The 18607-nt window shown below is 55.0% G+C and carries 14 protein-coding genes and 3 pseudogenes; 8 read left to right on the top strand and 9 right to left on the bottom strand.

Annotated features, from left to right (window positions below):
• Window positions 1–43: 43 nt before the first annotated feature.
• The 5 genes from HX884_RS01465 to HX884_RS01445 form a co-directional block, all read right to left on the bottom strand.
• On the bottom strand, window positions 44–1600 hold the full coding sequence (locus HX884_RS01465; protein WP_178327535.1) for a cyclic di-GMP phosphodiesterase: 1557 nt from the start codon (window positions 1598–1600) through the stop codon (window positions 44–46).
• 128 nt (window positions 1601–1728) lie between these two features.
• On the bottom strand, window positions 1729–2298 hold the full coding sequence (gene mepS, locus HX884_RS01460; protein ID WP_023619753.1) for a bifunctional murein DD-endopeptidase/murein LD-carboxypeptidase: 570 nt from the start codon (window positions 2296–2298) through the stop codon (window positions 1729–1731).
• 414 nt (window positions 2299–2712) lie between these two features.
• Window positions 2713–3426 (bottom strand): phosphatase PAP2 family protein, encoded by a 714-nt coding sequence (locus tag HX884_RS01455; protein WP_029883087.1) that lies wholly within the window; start codon window positions 3424–3426, stop codon window positions 2713–2715.
• A gap of 33 nt (window positions 3427–3459) precedes the next feature.
• Window positions 3460–4446, bottom strand: a complete 987-nt coding sequence (locus tag HX884_RS01450; RefSeq protein WP_178327534.1) for a GTP-binding protein — start codon at window positions 4444–4446, stop codon at window positions 3460–3462.
• A 123-nt stretch (window positions 4447–4569) separates the two neighbouring features.
• Window positions 4570–6036 (bottom strand): mannitol dehydrogenase family protein, encoded by a 1467-nt coding sequence (locus HX884_RS01445; protein WP_178327533.1) that lies wholly within the window; start codon window positions 6034–6036, stop codon window positions 4570–4572.
• Between the two features lie 205 nt (window positions 6037–6241).
• Between HX884_RS01445 and uxuA the strand changes: the two are divergent.
• The 3 pseudogenes from uxuA to HX884_RS01430 all read left to right on the top strand — a co-directional run.
• Window positions 6242–7201, top strand: a pseudogene (uxuA, locus tag HX884_RS01440) (mannonate dehydratase); the annotation flags it as partial.
• Between the two features lie 75 nt (window positions 7202–7276).
• Window positions 7277–8847 (top strand): annotated as a pseudogene (locus HX884_RS01435) (IS3 family transposase).
• A 20-nt stretch (window positions 8848–8867) separates the two neighbouring features.
• Window positions 8868–9119 (top strand): annotated as a pseudogene (locus HX884_RS01430) (mannonate dehydratase); the annotation flags it as partial.
• 116 nt (window positions 9120–9235) lie between these two features.
• Here the strand turns inward: HX884_RS01430 and yeiP are convergent.
• A complete protein-coding gene (yeiP, locus tag HX884_RS01425) occupies window positions 9236–9808 on the bottom strand; it encodes an elongation factor P-like protein YeiP (protein WP_178327532.1) in 573 nt (190 codons plus the stop codon).
• A gap of 162 nt (window positions 9809–9970) precedes the next feature.
• On the opposite strand from yeiP, the gene HX884_RS01420 reads away from it, so the two are divergent.
• A complete protein-coding gene (locus HX884_RS01420; protein WP_038420213.1) occupies window positions 9971–10225 on the top strand; it encodes a YkgJ family cysteine cluster protein in 255 nt (84 codons plus the stop codon).
• On the opposite strand, the gene setB is transcribed toward HX884_RS01420, so the two are convergent.
• Window positions 10222–11403 (bottom strand): sugar efflux transporter SetB, encoded by a 1182-nt coding sequence (gene setB / locus HX884_RS01415; RefSeq protein ID WP_013097970.1) that lies wholly within the window; start codon window positions 11401–11403, stop codon window positions 10222–10224. The two genes, HX884_RS01420 and setB, sit on opposite strands and share 4 nt — an antisense overlap.
• Window positions 11404–11760: 357 nt before the next feature.
• Between setB and fruB the strand changes: the two genes are divergently transcribed.
• The 3 genes from fruB to fruA are packed head-to-tail and all read left to right on the top strand — an operon-like array spanning window position 11761 to window position 15531.
• Complete coding sequence (gene fruB / locus HX884_RS01410; protein ID WP_062934672.1) at window positions 11761–12891, top strand: fused PTS fructose transporter subunit IIA/HPr protein; 1131 nt, start codon at window positions 11761–11763, stop codon at window positions 12889–12891.
• Complete coding sequence (gene fruK, locus HX884_RS01405; RefSeq protein ID WP_014170919.1) at window positions 12891–13829, top strand: 1-phosphofructokinase; 939 nt, start codon at window positions 12891–12893, stop codon at window positions 13827–13829. Before fruB ends, fruK begins: the two co-directional genes overlap by 1 nt.
• 16 nt (window positions 13830–13845) lie before the next feature.
• Window positions 13846–15531, top strand: a complete 1686-nt coding sequence (gene fruA / locus HX884_RS01400) for a PTS fructose transporter subunit IIBC (protein ID WP_047352229.1) — start codon at window positions 13846–13848, stop codon at window positions 15529–15531.
• Window positions 15532–15605: 74 nt separating this feature from the next.
• Here the strand turns inward: fruA and nfo are convergent, their stop codons facing one another.
• Together nfo and HX884_RS01390 are read right to left on the bottom strand one after the other, a co-directional pair.
• Window positions 15606–16463 carry a deoxyribonuclease IV gene (nfo, locus tag HX884_RS01395; protein WP_013097964.1) on the bottom strand — a complete coding sequence of 286 codons (858 nt, stop codon included), beginning with the start codon at window positions 16461–16463 and terminating at the stop codon, window positions 15606–15608.
• A 64-nt stretch (window positions 16464–16527) separates the two neighbouring features.
• A complete protein-coding gene (locus HX884_RS01390; RefSeq protein WP_013097963.1) occupies window positions 16528–17574 on the bottom strand; it encodes a YeiH family protein in 1047 nt (348 codons plus the stop codon).
• 97 nt (window positions 17575–17671) lie between these two features.
• Here HX884_RS01390 and yieE point away from each other — a divergent pair, with 97 nt between their 5' ends.
• The gene (yieE, locus tag HX884_RS01385; RefSeq protein ID WP_029883079.1) at window positions 17672–18538 is read left to right on the top strand and encodes a DNA-binding transcriptional regulator YeiE; all 867 of its coding nucleotides are present in this window, start codon (window positions 17672–17674) and stop codon (window positions 18536–18538) included.
• The last annotated feature ends 69 nt before the right edge of the window (window positions 18539–18607 follow it).

Below are 18607 nucleotides of genomic sequence, written 5' to 3'. Positions count from 1 at the left end.
TCAGTTAAGCTGAATAATAAGTGACGTCACGGGCAATGTGAAATTATTCGCCAGCGTGCGTCAGGTCCGGCCGCCACTCACGGAACTGCTCCAGCGGCATCGGACGGCTAATCCAGTATCCCTGCAGGAAGTTAACGCCATGTTCGCGCAGCCAGGCCGCCTGTTCCGGCGTTTCCACGCCCTCTGCGACGGTGGACATGTTCAGCCGTCTTGCCAGCATCAGTACGGCATCAAGCACTGGTGAGGTGACGGTTTCTGTCCCGATGGCGTTAACAAAACCCCGGTCGATTTTGATGTAATCCATGGTGAAATGTTCAAGATAGATCAGCGCACTGCGGCCGGTTCCAAAATCATCGATCGCTATCTCAAACCCTTCGTTGTGCAGCCACTCGAACAGGTTGTTGGCTTCACGGTGGTTAAGCATGTCGCGCTCGGTAATTTCCAGCACCAACTGGAAGTGATCCGGCGGCAGTAACTCTTTAAAGGTGCGCATATCATCTTTAAAGCTGTCGGCGTGCAGATGCCCCGGCGCAATGTTGATACCGAGTTTTGCGCCCGGCGGCAGTTGGGTCTGTAATACCGGTGCATCGTGAATGATAAGGTCAAACAGATGCAGCGTGAGCGGAACAATCAGCTGCTGCGCTTCAGCAAAATTGATAAACGCATCAGGGGGGATCTCACCCATGGTGGGGTGCTTCCAGCGCATCAGGACCTCAACCCCCCGCATTTTCAGATCTTTTGCATCCACCACGGGCTGATAGACCACATAAAACTGGCCGCGCTTAATAGCGCTGAGGATCTCTTTGCCGGGATTAACGCGGATGGTGAGGATATAGAAATTCAGCGATCCTGCCGCAATACCGCACACCAGCCCAAAGAACAGGGCGTAGAGGATTTCGTCGCTTGTCCACTTTTCAGCGTAAAGCTTAATGGTCAGCGGCACGGCCTTAAGCGTGGCGGTACGCTCGGGCACGGCATGTAAAGCCTGCGCCCTGACCAGGGTACTGGACATGGTGGACAGCGCCATATCCCCGATGATGATGGCAATCCCTGCGAAGTCGTCCTGGCGCGCGGTATAAAGCAGGTACGGGGTCAGATTGAGATTAACTGACGTAAACACCCCGCCGTCTTTAACCAGAGGGTTTCGGTACCAGATGGCAATGGCGGGTTTATTCGGCAGCGTAGGCGTGCCCGGCAGTAATGCCATATCAATCTTCTTGTTGATGTGCAGCTCAGGTATTAGAGCTTCCATCGGCGTATCCATCGGCCCGGTGGCCGACGAGCAGAAGGCGATTTTGTCCCTGACCAGCAAGAACGCGCGCACATTGAGGCTGAAGGCCGCGCGCGACGTCAGCTCGGCATTGACGTCATGGCAGCTGTTCAGCGTGAGGGGCTGAAGAACATCGATAGAGGTTTTCAACTCTTCGAAATAGCTCTCCATGTAGAGGCTCACATCGGTAATCAGGGTGTCGAACCGGACTTCCCGCTTGTGGTAACTCCAGAAAAATTGCAATGAACCCAAAAGCAGGGCAGTGACCAGACCTGTAATAATACTGAGGAAAAGTATCTTGCGATGACTGGAAAAGTAGCGGGTGAACATAGACGTCGTGATTCCTGAATTGCCGCTGGATGTATTCAGTGTAACGGGCAAAAAAAAACACCGCCGAAGCAGTGTCTTTTTTTCATCATATCGCCAGCCAAGGGATAACCAACGATACAATCATCATATTAACTGCGGGTCAGTACGCGACGCGCTTCGTTGTAGCGCTTCTTCCAGTATGGCTCGTTCATGCTGGAAATGGTCACACCGCTGCTGGTGGAGGCATGCACAAACTGGTCATTACCAATATAGATGCCGACATGTCGACCCGTTGAACCGGCACGGAACAGAACTAAATCACCGGTGCGCAGTTTTGTACGTGAAATCGACTTGCCCACTTCCTGCTGTTCGTAAGTTGAACGCGGCAGGTCTAACCCAAACTGCTCACGGAAGGTACGCTGTACAAAGCTGGAACAATCGATACCTTTTTTGGTGCTGCCGCCCAGACGATAACGCACGCCTTTCCAGTCAGCATACTGGTCCATAATACGGGACTTCACGTCCAGATTACGTACCATATTTTCAAATTCATCCTGAGAGGCTTGCAGTGACGAGGAATCTTCCATTCCCACAACACGCGTCTCAGGATGCATATTCTTTGCGGTGTTCGATGTACTACATGCAGACAACAGTACCGCAACTGCTATCGCCGGGATCCCCCGCAAGATATATCTCAAAATCGGTTGAGATTTGACCATTTTGTTTATTTTCCCTTGAAGTCCTTAACGACAAATATCGTTATAAAAATGCCAAACGTGACGAGACTAATTATCTGTTCACAATGAGACAATTCTTTCTGGTCACATTTGTGGCGCAGCGCACAAATTTATTCACCAAGGAAATAATTATCTCTATGGGGCAAAACGAGTTCGAGATTAACCGATTGCCAGGGCTATTGCGAGTAAAAAAACCTTTTTTTTATAAGAAATTGTGATACAGAAAGTAAAAATCCGACATTGCTTAAAATGCAGTCAGATCCGGCGCTTAATCACGCAATTGATTCATTTTTATCATGAAAGAGATGACGGGAAGATGACAGTGCGAAACGATCGTGGCGGGAGATCTATCAGGGATCGCAATGATCCCTGATAGCGGACGTTAATTTTGGTTAATTATTTGTTTAATGCTTGTTGCTTTTTACCCGGCAGATAGCGATCGAACAGGGCTATTATCCGGTCGCTCAGCGGTGTCATCAGGCACCACGGTAACGCGACCAGCGCAACAGAGAGCGAGCCCACGGCAATATCGGTGAACCAGTGTGCGCCAATCATTACGCGAGGGAAGGCGAAAACCACAAAAATAATCAGGGCTATGGCGAACGCCTTCCTGCCGAAATAGCGCAGCATGACTGCACAAAAAATAAGCAGCATCATGCCGTGATCGCCAGGGAAACTGGCCTTCGAGGCATCTTTCGTTGGAATATGCAGCAATTCGCTGACGCGATAAATATCGGTAAAGAACAGCGTTGGGCTTGAGCGCTTGACCGGAATAATAGCCGTAGCAAGTTGGTTAATGGCGACAGCCAGCAGTAGCATCATCAGACCAATAATCATAATGCGGCGACGCCCGGTTTTGTCCTCTTTCAGCCAGAAAGAGAGCATCAGGCAGCCCATCGCCACCAGCGAACAGCCGTCAAACGCGCGGTTGTTGGTAATCGCCACCAGCCACAGAAAGGCATCACTCTTCACCAGAGCCTGGTTAAAGAAATGGAAGATGGCAGAATCCAGCGGAAACCAGAAACCGTGATCCACCGGGATATACCAGGAGAAAAAGAGTGCCAGTCCGGCGACATTGAGCAGCAAAATCAGGGGAATTCGAGTTGTCATAACATTCAGCATACAGGGAAATCAGGGGCAACGTTAGCCGCCCGAACTTAAACGAAGCTTCAACAGGCTGGACTGCAGGGCATTCCAGTCGGCGTTAACCGCACTAATTAACTCTATTCGGCTATCCGGGGGCGCAACATTCTGCGTTTCAATAAAGAAATCTTCACCCTGACGGTTGATGCGCACCAGGCCGTCGGGGGTGCGCATAATCCCCTTAACGCGATCGACCGGCGCCAGTCTTGCCCACTCAAGCACGCCTATAGTGTCGAAAACGGTGTCGGCATCAAAGATCCACCCGCAGGCCTGATGACCCTGACCGCTGTTGAGATTACGTCGCCAGCGCTGGTGTTCCGGCAGGCTCAACGCCGCCAGACCCTGCTTTGCGGGATGACTATGTGCATGCTCCGCACTGGCTGGCAGCTCGGTGAGGTTCAGGCGAGGCAGGTCGAGCAGGGCGACATCTATCTTCCCCTGAGTGGTTTGCACCCGCTGACGGTTGCCCCCGAAATGTTGCCACCAGGCATCGAATGCCGCCTGGCTTTCAGCCGTAGCCCGATCTTCTTTATTGGCGACGATAATATCTGCGCAGGCGAGCTGATCGCGGAAGTTGTCGTTGGCTACCGCTTTTTCATCCAGCAGCTGTCGCGGGTCGAGCAGGCAAAGCGTGGCGCGTAAGTCTATCCACGGCTCGTAAACCGGTGCGGTGAGTAAATCAAGAATTTGCTTCGGGTGGCCAAGCCCCGTCGGTTCAATCAGCAGGCGGTCGGGTTTACCCTGACGCAGCAGCGTGTTCAGCCCCACCTGCATGGGCAGGCCATTCACACAGCACATGCATCCGCCCGGGATCTCTTGGATCATGGCGCCGCTGTCAGACAGTAACGCGCCATCAATACCCACTTCGCCGAATTCGTTGACCAGCACGGCCCATTTTTCTGCCGGATCTTTATTGGCCAGCAGGTGGAGAATTGAGGTGGTTTTCCCGCTACCGAGAAAACCGGTAATAAGGTTGGTCCTGGTCACGTGCGCTCCGGTAGATAATTGTGATGATGTAACAATTATCTCTTATCCTGACGAAAAAAGGGCGCAATGAGAAGAGGAAGGGCAAACGGAGCGCATGTCCGTTCGCCTTAAGCGCAATAAACGTTAAAGTTTTAACGTTTCGATAACAGCCTGGCGCGCCCCGAGACGGGCTATACGTTGGTATGCCTGGTTCACCGACTCGACAAAAACGTGGTTTTGCGCGAGATCGTGACCAAAGACTTCGCTCAGCGTCAGCAGAGCGTTTACGCGGTTTGCGTCATTGCTGGCTTCAACCTTCGCACGGATTTTGTCGCTGAGCGGATCGCGGACATCAATCGTATTGCCTTGTTCATCTGTACCGCTGACGTAGCGGATCCAGCCCGCCACACCCAGCGCCAGCAGAGGCCACGCACTTTGACGCTCCAGATGAATACGGATCCCATCCAGCATGCGCTGGGGCAGCTTTTGACTGCCGTCCATCGCAATTTGCCAGGTACGGTGCTGCAGTGCCGGGTTGGCAAAACGGTCGAGGAGGCTGTCGGCGTAAGCCGTCAGATCAACGTCGGTGATACGCAGCGTAGGGGCCTGTTCATCCAGCATTAACCGCCGCGCGGCCTGACGAAACGCCTTATCCTCCATACATTCATTAATGTGCGCATACCCGGCGAGATAGCCCAGATACGCCAGGAAGGAATGGCTGCCGTTCAGCATACGTAATTTCATCTGTTCCCACGGCAGAACGTCCTGCACCATCTGCACGCCTGCCACTTCCCACTCCGGGCGTCCGGCGACAAAGTTATCTTCCACGACCCACTGTATAAAGGGCTCGCAGCTGATGGCGCACGGATCTTCCACACCGAGTTCCTGCGCGACCTCCGCCAGCGAGGCATCGGTGGCGCCGGGCACAATCCTGTCAACCATTGTGCCCGGGAAACTCACATGGGTATCAATCCATCCGGCCAGGTCTTCAGAGCGTTTCTGCGCCATGCCGAGCACGGCATTTTTCACCACGTGGCCGTTATCCGGGATGTTATCGCAGGAAAGGACCGTAAAGGCGGGTAAGCCGCGTTCACGGCGGCGGTGGAGCGCTTCGACTATGATCCCTGGGGCGGAATGGGGCTCCGTCGGGTTTTCCAGATCGTGAACGATCCGGGTGTTTTGCAAATCGAGTTTCCCGGTTGCGGGGTCGATGCAATAGCCTTTCTCAGTAATGGTGAGGGAAACAATTGCCACCTGCGGCTCGCAAAATTTCTCAATGATGGCGGCCAGCGAGTCCAGTTTTGCGTTCAGGCATTCATGCACGGCTCCAGTGATAATCGGCTGGTTGCCCTCCGCGCCTTTCTCCAGCACGGTGAAGAGGTGATCCTGCGCCCGCAGCTGGCTCATCAACACATCGCCGCTGAACAGACTAATCTCACAAATGCCCCAGTCGCCTCCTTTGGCATTCAGCACCCGATGGGTTAATAACGCCTGATGCGCACGGTGAAAAGCACCAAAGCCGAAGTGAACGATGCGCGAGCGCAGAAGCGAGCGATCGTAGCGCGGCTGCTGAACATGGGCAGGAAGCGAGGTGGAGGCAATTGTCTTCATGAAATACACACCTGATTAACCATTAATTAACAATGTCAGTGTAAAGTTATATGACAACAAAGAGAATTGGTAAGCCGTAAATATCGCTGTTCTGTGAGTTCGATCAATCAATTTGTGGCGCTGTGTTGACCCTCTTCATTAAACATGTATGGTAGTCGTCATCGCAGTAACTCATATTGGTATAACAACTTTGGAGGGTGGGGCAATGGAACAAACCTGGCGTTGGTACGGGCCGAACGATCCAGTTTCTCTTGATGATGTGCGTCAGGCTGGCGCAACGGCTGTCGTCACGGCGCTGCATCATATTCCGAATGGCCAGGTGTGGCCGGTAGAGGAGATTCAACAGCGTCAGGCGCTGCTGGCAGAAAAAGGCTTAACCTGGTCTGTCGTGGAAAGTATTCCCGTTCACGAAGATATCAAAACCCATTCTGGGGAGTATCAGACCTGGATTGCTAACTATCAGCAGAGCATCCGCAACCTGGCGGCCTGCGGCATCGATACCGTTTGCTATAACTTCATGCCTGTTCTTGACTGGACGCGTACTGACCTTGAGTATCAGCTGCCAGACGGTTCCCGAGCGTTGCGTTTTGATCAGATCGCCTTCGCGGCCTTTGAGTTACACATTCTGAAACGCCCTGGCGCGGAAGCCGATTACACGGCCGACGAGCAGCAGCAGGCGCGCGAATGGTTTAACGCAGCAAGCGAAGCAGACATTGAAAAGCTGACCCGCAATATCATCGCGGGCCTGCCGGGTGCAGAAGAGGGCTACACGTTGGATCAGTTCCGCGCCCGTCTGGCAGAGTACGGCGGCATTGATAAAAATCAGCTGCGCGAAAACATGGCGTACTTCCTGCGCGCGATTGTGCCGGTCGCGGAAGAGGCGGGCGTGCGTCTGGCCGTACACCCGGACGATCCTCCGCGTCCCATCCTCGGCCTGCCGCGTATCGTCTCAACCATTGAAGATATGCAGTGGCTGAAAGAGACGGTCGATAGCATCTCTAACGGCTTTACCATGTGCACGGGCTCGTATGGCGTGCGTGCGGATAATGACCTGGTGCGGATGATTGAAACCTTTGGCGATCGTATTCACTTCACGCATCTGCGTGCGACCTGCCGTGAAGAGAACCCGAAAACCTTCCACGAAGCGGCGCACCTGAGCGGTGACCCCCTCTGTCATCCTAGTTGTCCGGTTGGCAATTCTGCCTATGTTTATCGTAACGGGAGCGGCACCGGAGTGGTCGTGCCATCTTATTCTAAAGAGTTTAAAGCAGCAGCCGTCAGTAAGTTGTTGCCGCCGTTGAACCGAAGTGTGCCTTCTGTTTGTGAAGAGCAAGGTATTTCTAAATCAGCGCTGTATAGTTGGTTAAAACAGAGTCAACAACAGGGAGTATCTGTGCCAGGTCATCGTAGTGTTGGGGACGATTGGTCTCCGCAAGCCAAGTTAACCGTGGTGATTGAAACCGCTGCCATGTCTGAAGCAGAGCTCAGTGCCTACTGCCGTCAGAAAGGGCTCTATCCAGAGCAGGTTCAGCGTTGGAAAGAAGCCTGCCTTGAAGGGGCCGGTGGCCAGCAGAAACAGGAAAAAACCACGCGCAAGCAGCACAAGGATGACCAACAGACCATTAAAAAGCTCAGAGCCGAGGTGCGCCGCAAAGACCGGGTGTTGGCTGAGACCACGGCCTTGTTGGTGCTGTCAAAAAAGCTGGAAGCCTTGTACGGCGAAGACCCGGACAGCGACGAGGACAATTAACGTCACTGGACGAGCGTGCAAGGCTATTGGCGTTGTTTGATGAAGCAGTGGCCGCCGGTGCGGCTCGCTACAAAGTGGCCGCGCTTATCGAGCTCAGTGAGCGCACGCTGAAGCGCTGGCGACACACGAACGGCACGGTGGTTGAAGACCAGCGACCCTTGGTGACACCGGCCGTCCAGCCGCACATACTGACCGATGCTGAAGAAGCGGCCATCCTCGCGGCGTGCAATAATCCAGAATATCAGAGCTTGCCGCCCTCGCAGATAGTGCCGTTACTGGCTGACCAAGGAATTTACCTGGCCTCAGAATCTTCGTTTTATCGAGTATTGAAAAAACACCGGCAACAGCAGCATCGAGGGCGTATGAAGCCTTCGCGCCAAGTGCCGCAGCCCACCAGCTTCACGGCGACCGGGCCGAACCAGGTCTGGAGTTGGGACATTAGCTATTGTCCTTCCATGGTGCGGGGTCAGCATTGGTATCTGTACCTGATAATGGACATTTACAGCCGTAAGATAGTGGCCTGGGAGGCCCATGAAGTGGAGTCCGGAGAACTCGCCAAGCAGCTGGTTGAACGGGCCTTACTACGAGAGAAATGCGGGCAAACACCGCCGGTATTGCACTCCGATAATGGGGCGCCAATGACGTCTTATGTATTCAAAACCCGGCTGGCCGAGCTGGGGATGTTGATGTCTCACAGCCGGCCGAGAGTCAGTAACGATAATCCGTATTCGGAGTCGCTGTTTAGGACCGTAAAATACTGTCCGCAATGGCCGGCAAAGGGCTTTGCCTCACTGACGGTGCTGCGTGATTGGATGCTGGCGTTCGAGCAGGGATATAACGAACAGCACCTGCACAGTGGCATTAACTTCGTGACGCCGGCAGACCGGCACCGGGGCGTTGATGAAGCACGTTTAGCACAGCGACATGCGGTATATGAACAAGCAAAAGCGCAGCATCCTCGGCGCTGGTCTGGTGAAACACGCAATTGGGAAGTGACCGGACCGGTTGCACTCAATCCAAGTAAACTTGAGGAGTTTGAACGGAATAAAATAGCCGCTTAGACACGGCTATTTGGACAACTGGGTTGAAAACCGCCGGTGATGTGAATATGGTGGCGGTGGTGGATGCCATTCTGGCGGAAGAGGCACGTCGTAAACAGGCTGGCGATTTACGTCCTATTCCGTTCCGCCCGGATCACGGACACCAGATGCTGGACGATCTGCGTAAGAAAACGAACCCGGGCTATTCGGCGATTGGCCGCCTGAAAGGGATGGCAGAAGTGCGCGGCGTAGAGCTGGCGCTGAAGATGACGAAGTATCCTGAACTTCTGTAAGTGCTGTTGCCCGGTGGCGCTACGCTTACCGGGCCTACAAAAAACCGGCCTGAGAGCCGGTTTTTGTGTTTTTGTAGATCGGGTAAGGCGAAGCCGCCACCCGACAAAAGCCGCACTCAGTCAGCACGACCCATATAGCGTTTTTCTTCGATATGGATGCGGATTTTCTCACCCGCGGACAGGTATTCAGGTACCTGCACCACCAGACCGGTGGTCAGCGTCGCGGGTTTGTTACGCGCACTGGCGGACGCGCCTTTGATACCCGGTGCCGTTTCAACGATTTCCAGATCAACCGTCTGCGGCAGTTCCAGCGCCAGCAGCACGACGTCCCAGGTCAGAACCTGCATATCCGGCATACCGCCTTCAGGAATGAACAGCAGTTCTTCTTCAATCTGATCTTTGGTGAAGATGTACGGGGTGTAATCTTCTTTATCCATGAATACATATTCGTTGCCGTCGATATAGGAGAAATCAACATAGCGACGGGTCAGAGTGACGGTATCAACGATATCGTCACCTTTGAAACGTTCTTCCACTTTAAGGCCGGTACGTACATCGGCGAAACGCATTTTGTACAGCGTTGCTGCACCACGGGCGCTCGGGGCCTGAATATCGATATCTTTCACAATCAGCAGTTTGCCGTTGTAATTCAGTACCATACCTTTCTTAATTTCGTTCGCTCTTGGCATTGCAGTAATCCTGTCTACGGGAGGTAAAAAATATCGCGCCAAATTACTCGTGCGCGGCCTTTCAGGCAAGCGGAATTCGTGGCTTTTGCTATCAATACATAAAAGGTGTTACTGTGCGCCCGATACCCGACTGCGCGGGTCTTTCACCGATAGAGAGCATTTATGGATTGTCGTCCCGATTGCGGCGCGTGCTGTACCGCACCGTCCATTTCCAGCCCCATTCCAGGAATGCCGGAGGGCAAGCCTGCGAATACCCGCTGCGTTCAGCTCTCTGAAACCAACCTGTGCATGATCTTTGGCTCGCCTCTGCGCCCGAAGGTCTGCTCCGGGCTGCAGCCCTCCGCCGAGATGTGCGGCAACACGCGCGCGCAGGCGATGACGTACCTGCTTAATCTGGAAGCACTCACCGCACCTTAAACGTCTTTAATTCTTGTCAGGCACGCTATCGTCAGGGTGCACATCACCAGCGCAATCCAGAACACCGTGTGATAGTTCCAGATTTCAGCCACCACGCCGGCCATTGAGCCTGCGATGATCCAGCCCACGCGGGTGGTATTAGTATAAAGGGTGGTGGCAGAGCCTGCCTGGCCCGGCATCAGATCCTGGAAATAGAGCATGCCAATTCCGGCGAGTATGCCGATATAGATGGCGTTCAGCAGCTGTAAAGCCAGCAGCAGCCCCGGCGTGTGAACCGTCAGCATTCCAACATAGAACAGTAGCCCGGCGACGGCGGCGATACGCATCAGAAAACGTTTCCCGAAACGCTTCGCATAATAGCCAGCAATCAGCATTGTGGGGATTTCAAGCCCGGCCGCGGTCCCCATCATGATGCCAGCAAGCTTCTCGGGCAGATGCAGCTCATCAATAATAAACAGCGGCATATTAATGATATACAGGCTGTTTGTGCCCCACATCAGCGTACAGATAATAAAGAGGAGCAGGGCGTCACGACGGTTACGACGCGGTGCCTCCAGCACGCCTGTTGCCACTTTTGGCTCTTTACGCATCGACGGCAGAAAGAACCACACCATGGCGCCACACACCACAAAGGCCACTGCCGCACTCAGGTACATCACCGTAAAGCCAAACCCCATCGCCAGCGCGTAAGCCAGCGGCGGGCCAATAACCCACGCCAGCGATACTTGCGCACGCAGAATAGAGCTGAACATTACCGCTTCTCGCCCGGTATGGTCGGCATGCTCACGGGCAAGGGCGAACATCTGCGGATTCGCCGTTGAACCGAAACTGCTCAGAAACACCCCGATAAACAGCAGAACAAAATAGTTGCGGTTCCAGGCAAACAGGACGCAGGCGAACACCCCCAGCAGACAGCAAAAGACGATCAGGCTTTTACGATCGCCTTTTTTATCTGAACGCCCCGCCAGAAACTGGCTCACCAGGATGCCGATAATGGCGCTTCCGGTAAAGAAGAAGCCCACCATCGCCGGACGCGCATGGACTTCATTGGTCAGGAACAGGCTCAGCGTAGGGGTCTGCAGCGCACCGGCGATGCCGGTCAGGAAGGCAACAATTAAAAATGCCGTTGAGGTGAAATCAAAGGGCTTCGGTGAGACGGCGGCGGGCGTGTTATGCATGTTTCACAGTCGGTGAGTTTCCAGGAGACGCGGAGTGTACGTCGCGTGTCAGAAAATAAACAGAGGGTGAGGTCAATTTCGCCACGAATAATCAAAATGGCATTTCATATTCGCGCGCAGCTGACCTTAGCTGAAACTGATTTGCTGACCGTCAGCAAAATTCAGCTGAACGAGGAAGAAATGTGCTGCATCTCTAAATTCTGCAATCAGAAATGTAACTTTCCTTGCAACGTCTTGCAGAAAGCGCAAGACTTTTTGAAACGTTTCAGCGCTATCTTGTTTTAACAAACGGAGCAGGCTAGCGCATTTTTTCTCAGTGAAGCTGAAACGATTCACTTTCAGCAGGAGAGGAGAACCATGTTCCAGTTATCTGTACAGGATATCCACCCGGGCGCTCAGGCCGGGAACAAAGAAGAGGCCATTCGCCAGGTTGCTGCTGCCCTTGTGCAGGCCGGCAATGTGGCTGAAGGCTACGTCAACGGCATGCTGGCGCGTGAGCAGCAGACCTCGACCTTCCTCGGCAATGGCATCGCCATTCCGCACGGCACCACAGACACCCGCGATCAGGTGCTGAAAACCGGCGTTAAGGTTTATCAGTTCCCGCAGGGCGTTGTATGGGGCGAGGGGCAGGTGGCTTACGTGGCCATCGGTATCGCGGCCAGCAGCGACGAGCACTTAGGTTTGCTGCGTCAGCTGACCCATGTGCTGAGCGATGACGCCGTGGCCGAGCAGTTGAAATCTGCCACCACCGCTGAAGAGCTGCGCGCTCTGCTGATGGGCGAAAAACAGAGCGAAGCGCTGAAACTGGATAACGACACGCTGACGCTGGACGTTGCCGCGACCGATCTGGTGACGCTGCAGGCCCTGAACGCCGGACGCCTGAAAGAAGCCGGGGCAGCAGACGCTACCTTTGTTACCCGCGTCATTAACGATAAGCCTCTCAATCTGGGCCAGGGTATCTGGCTGAACGACAGTGCTGAAGGCAACCTGCGGAGTGCTATCGCGGTGAGCCGTGCCGCAAGCGCCTTTGACGTAGACGGTGAAAACGCTGCACTGCTGGTGACCGTCGCCATGACCGATGACCAGCCGGTTGCCGTGCTGAAGCGTCTGGGCGATCTGCTGCTGAACAACAAAGCTGAAAAACTGCTGAACGCGGATGCCGCCACCGTGCTGGCTCTGCTGACCAGTGATGATGCGCTGACGGATGACGTGCTGAGCGCAGAGTTCGTTGTACGTAACGAGCACGGCCTGCATGCCCGTCCGGGCACCATGCTGGTGAATACCATTAAACAATTCGAAAGTGAGATCACCGTGGCTAACCTGGATGGCACGGGCAAAGCGGCCAATGGTCGTAGTCTGATGAAAGTTGTCGCGCTGGGCGTGAAGAAGGGTCACCGTCTGCGTTTCACCGCGCAGGGTGCGGATGCTGAACAGGCGCTGAAAGCGATTGGCGATGCCATCGCGGCGGGTCTGGGGGAGGGCGCATAATGAGCAGACGTGTTGCGACTATTACGCTGAACCCGGCTTATGACCTGGTGGGGTTTTGCCCGGAGATTGAGCGCGGCGAAGTAAACCTCGTGCGTACCACTGGCCTGCATGCTGCGGGCAAAGGGATTAACGTCGCGAAAGTGCTCAAGGATCTCGGTATCGATGTCACCGTGGGGGGATTCCTCGGTAAAGATAACCAGGATGGTTTCCAGCAGCTGTTCAGCGAGCTGGGCATTGCTAACCGTTTCCAGGTTGTTCAGGGCCGTACCCGTATCAACGTCAAACTGACGGAGAAAGACGGGGAAGTGACCGATCTGAATTTCTCTGGCTTTGAAGTGACGCCGTCTGACTGGGAGCGTTTTGTTAACGATTCTCTGACCTGGCTGGGCCAGTTCGACATGGTGTGCGTCAGCGGCAGTCTGCCATCTGGCGTAAGCCCGGAAGCCTTCACCGACTGGATGACGCGCCTGCGCAGCCAGTGCCCGTGCATCATTTTTGACAGCAGCCGTGATGCGCTGGTCGCCGGCCTGAAAGCGTCCCCGTGGCTGGTGAAGCCTAATCGTCGTGAACTTGAGATCTGGGCTGGCCGGAAGCTGCCAGAATTAAAAGATGTGATTGACGCTGCCCATGCGCTGCGCGAGCAGGGTATCGCTCACGTGGTGATTTCGCTTGGTGCAGAAGGGGCGTTGTGGGTTAACGCGTCTGGCGAATGGATCGCCAAACCGCCGTCGGTTGACGTTGTCAGCACCGTTGGCGCAGGGGATTCGATGGTTGGTGGTCTGATCTATGGCCTGCTGATGCGCGAATCCAGTGAACATACTTTACGTCTTGCCACCGCCGTTGCAGCCCTGGCCGTGAGTCAGAGCAATGTCGGCATTACCGATCGTACCCAGTTAGCCGCGATGATGGCGCGCGTTGACTTAAAACCTTTTAACTAACAGCAGGAGAGGAATAATGAAAACGCTGCTGATTATTGACTCCGGTCTCGGACAGGCTCGCGCCTATATGGCGAAGACCCTGCTGGGAGCGGCGGCGAACAAAGCACATCTGGAAATGACCGATAACCCGGGCGACGCTGAACTGGCGATTGTGCTGGGTGATAAGGTCCCGGCTGACAGCGCGCTGAACGGCAAAAAAGTGTGGCTGGGCGATATTAATCGCGCGGTGGCACATCCGGAACTGTTCCTGAGCGAAGCGAAAGGCCACGCGTCTGTCTACAGCGCACCGGCTGCGGCAGCACCGGTTGCTGCCACGAGCCCGAAACGCATTGTGGCGGTGACAGCTTGTCCGACGGGCGTCGCGCATACCTTTATGGCGGCTGAAGCGATTGAAACCGAAGCGAAAAAACGCGGCTGGTGGGTGAAAGTTGAAACCCGTGGCTCGGTGGGTGCGGGCAATGCCATCACCCCGGAAGAAGTGGCGGAAGCCGATCTGGTGATCGTTGCGGCGGATATCGAAGTGGATCTGGCGAAATTCGCGGGTAAACCGATGTACCGCACCTCTACCGGCCTGGCGCTGAAAAAGACCGCGCAGGAGTTTGATAAAGCGCTGGTGGAAGCCCAGCCTTATCAGGCAACCGGTGCGGCTAAACCGGCTACCGAAGGGAAAAAAGAATCTGCGGGCGCCTATCGTCACCTGCTGACCGGTGTGTCTTATATGCTGCCGATGGTGGTGGCGGGCGGTCTGTGTATCGCACTGTCATTCGCGTTTGGTATCACCGCATTTAAAGAAGAAGGAACGCTGGCTGCGGCGTTAATGCAGATTGGTGGCGGCTCCGCGTTTGCACTGATGGTGCCGGTGCTGGCAGGCTTTATCGCCTTCTCCATCGCTGACCGTCCGGGTCTGACGCCGGGTCTTATCGGCGGTATGCTGGCCGTGAGCACCGGTTCCGGCTTTATTGGCGGTATCATTGCCGGTTTCCTGGCGGGCTACGTCGCGAAGCTTATCAGCTCGAAACTGAAGCTGCCGCAAAGTATGGAAGCCCTGAAACCGATTCTGATCATTCCGCTGATTTCCAGCCTGGTGGTCGGTCTGGCGATGATTTACCTGATTGGTAAGCCGGTTGCAGGTATCCTGGCGGGTCTGACCCACTGGCTGCAAACCATGGGCACGGCAAACGCGGTGCTGTTGGGTGCTATCCTCGGTGGCATGATGTGTACCGACATGGGTGGTCCGGTAAACAAAGCGGCCTATGCATTCGGTGTTGGCCTGCTGAGTACCCAGACCTACGCGCCAATGGCGGCCATTATGGCGGCCGGTATGGTGCCACCGCTGGCGCTCGGCCTGGCAACGATTATTGCGCGTCGTAAATTCGACAAAGCGCAGCAGGAAGGCGGCAAAGCGGCACTGGTACTAGGCCTGTGCTTTATCACCGAAGGGGCGATTCCTTTCGCTGCCCGTGACCCAATGCGTGTTCTGCCTTGCTGTATCGTTGGCGGCGCGGTGACCGGGGCTATCTCAATGGCGATTGGCGCGAAGCTGATGGCACCGCACGGTGGTCTGTTCGTTCTGCTGATCCCAGGTGCTATCACCCCGGTACTGGGTTACCTGCTGGCGATTGTTGCCGGTACGCTGGTGGCGGGGCTCTCTTACGCGGTGCTGAAACGCCCTGAAGCGGAAGCGGTGGCAAAAGCAGCCTAAAAGAGGTGTCGGGTGGCGGTTTCGCCTTACCCGACCTATAAAAAAGCCGGACGCTTAACGCGATCCGGCTTTTTTTATGCCGCCTGTTCAGCAGTCTGCTGTGCCTTCAGCCAGGCGATCTCTTCCGCCCAGATATCCGGATTGATGGTTTCCAGCACCATGGGGATACCATCGAAACGGGCGTCCTGCATGATAAAGCGGAACGCATCATGGCCAATATTACCTTCACCCAGGCTGTGGTGACGGTCTACGCGGCTGCCAAAGGCGCTTTTGGCATCGTTTAAGTGCATTCCGCGCAGATACTTAAAGCCCACCACGCGTTCGAACTCATCAAAGGTGTTTTTCGTGGCCTCGGTTGTGCGCAGGTCGTAACCGGCTGCAAACGCGTGACAGGTATCGATACATACGCCCACGCGGGATTTATCTTCCACGCCGTCGATGATGGCAGCCAGATGTTCAAACTTAAAGCCGAGGTTGCTGCCCTGACCGGCGGTATTCTCGATCACCGCGGTAACCCCCTGGGTTTTATCCAGCGTGATGTTAATGGACTCCGCAATGCGTGCCAGGCAGGCCTCTTCGTCTATCTGCATCAGATGGCTACCCGGATGGAAATTCAGCAGCGTCAGCCCAAGCTGCTCGCAGCGCTGGACTTCATCCAGAAACGCTTCGCGGGACTTCTCCAGCGCTTCCTGAACCGGATGGCCGAGGTTGATCAGATAGCTGTCGTGGGGAAGGATTTGACCCGGCCCGTAGTGGTACTTCTCACAGGCGGCTTTGAAATCATCTATGACGTCAGCGGTAAGCGGCGCGGCGCGCCACTGGCGCTGGTTTTTGGTGAACAGGGCGAAAGCGGTCGCCTCAATTTCGGCGGCGCGAATGGCGGCATTCGCAAGGCCACCGGCAGCGCTGACGTGCGCTCCAACGTATTTCATAAAGGGACTCCTGTTAACCCGAAATGCGTATCATAACGGGTTAACAGGAGAAGGATGTAGTGGTTTATGCCATCAGGCTGTGAACCACGAGGTTAATCGCACCGCCACCCACAATCAGCCAGATGAAGAGCACCAGCGCCATCAGCAGCGGTTTCGCACCGGCTTTTTTCAGCGCGCTGACGTGCGTGGTCACCCCCAGCGCCGCCATCGCCATCGCCAGCAGCACGGTATCCAGCGTCACCAGCATATCGACCACCGCTTTTGGCAGCAGGTGGAAGGAGTTGAAAATCGCCACCACGATAAAGAGGATCGCAAACCACGGTATGGTGATTTTACTCTTCTGATTACCACCCGCGGGCGCAAGCTGTTTCACGCGGGCGGCCAGGATAATCAGGAAGGGTGCCAGCATCATGACGCGCAGCATTTTAGCAATCACCGCGGCGTTTTCTGCTTCCGGGTTAATGGCATGACCCGCCGCCACGACCTGCGCCACTTCATGCATGGTTGAGCCAATGTAGATGCCATAGGTTTCCGGGCTAAACCAGTGGGCAACCAGCGGATACATGGCCGGGTAGAGGAAAATAGCCAGCGTACCGAAGATCACCACGGTCGCGACCGCCACCGTAACTTTGCTGGATTCCGCCTTGACCACAGGTTCGGTTGCCAGTACCGCCGCCGCACCGCAAATACTGCTCCCGGCACCGATCAGCCAGCTGGTCTGTTTATCCAGGCCAAAGATTTTCTGCCCGATAAAGCAGGCCAGTAAAAAGGTGCTGGTCAGGGTCAGGACGTCAATGGCGATACCGCTAATGCCGACATCCGCAATCTGTGAAAAGGTGAGGCGAAAGCCGTAAAGAATGATCCCGAGGCGCAGCAGATGCTGCTTGGCAAAAATAACGCCGCCATCACAGGACTTCCAGATGTGCGGGTAAACGGTGTTACCCACGACCATGCCGAGCAGGATCGCCAGCGTTAAGGCGCTAAAACCGGCACCGGCGACGGCGGGAATGCTGCCGCCCCATAATGCCACACCGGTGACGACCGCGCTGAGCGCAAGACCCGGCACGAAGTGCCACAATGTACGATGATGCTGTAAGGTGATTTCTGACATAACCTTCTCCTTTGTCTGGCTAAAGGTTACGGCGCGCTGGTTTAAAAATAAAATTGATTATATACTTATAATCAATCTATATAAGTGGTAAGCAACCATGCACATTACTTTGCGTCAGCTGGAAGTTTTTGCCGAAGTGCTGAAAAGCGGGTCGACGACCCAGGCCTCGCAGATGCTTTCGCTTTCCCAGTCTGCGGTCAGCGCCGCGTTAACCGATCTTGAGGGCCAGTTGGGCGTGCAGCTCTTCGACAGGGTAGGGAAGCGGCTGGTGGTTAACGAACATGGCCGCCTGCTTTATCCCCGCGCGCTGGCACTGCTGGAACAGGCAACGGAAATTGAACAACTCTTCCGGGAAGAGAACGGTGCCATCCGCGTGTATGCCAGCAGCACTATCGGGAACTATATCTTGCCGGAAGTGATCGCCCGCTATCGCCGGGATTTCCCGACCCTGCCGCTGGAGATGAGCGTGGGGAACAGTCAGGATGTGATTAATGCGGTAATCGATTTTCGCGTGGATATCGGTCTTATCGAAGGGCCATGCCATAACGTCGATATCATTGCGGAACCCTGGCTGGAAGATGAGCTGGTGGTCTTCGCCTCACCCGCCTCGTCGTTATTGCAGGGTGAAGTAACCCTGGAACGTCTGGCGCAGGCGCAGTGGATCCTGCGTGAGCAGGGCTCCGGCACGCGGGAAATTGTTGATTATCTGCTGCTCTCCCATTTGCCGCATTTCCAGCTGGGGATGGAGCTGGGCAACTCAGAGGCAATCAAGCATGCGGTGCGACATGGCCTTGGGATCAGCTGCCTTTCACGACGGGTCATTATTGAACAGCTTGAGGCCGGAACGCTGGTTGAAGTTCCGCTTCCGCTGCCCAAACTGGTGCGCACGTTGTGGTGTATTCACCATCGTCAGAAACATCTTTCCAGCTCGCTGCAGCGTTTTCTGCGCTATTGCGCCATGTAAAAGCGCCCCTCACCCCAATGGGGAGAGGGAAAAATTATGCTTTACTTATAATCCTGGCCGAGTCATGAA

This window comes from Enterobacter sp. SECR19-1250 (assembly GCF_013391025.1).
GTDB lineage: Bacteria > Pseudomonadota > Gammaproteobacteria > Enterobacterales > Enterobacteriaceae > Enterobacter > Enterobacter cloacae.
This window is presented reverse-complemented; position numbering and strand designations above follow the sequence as displayed.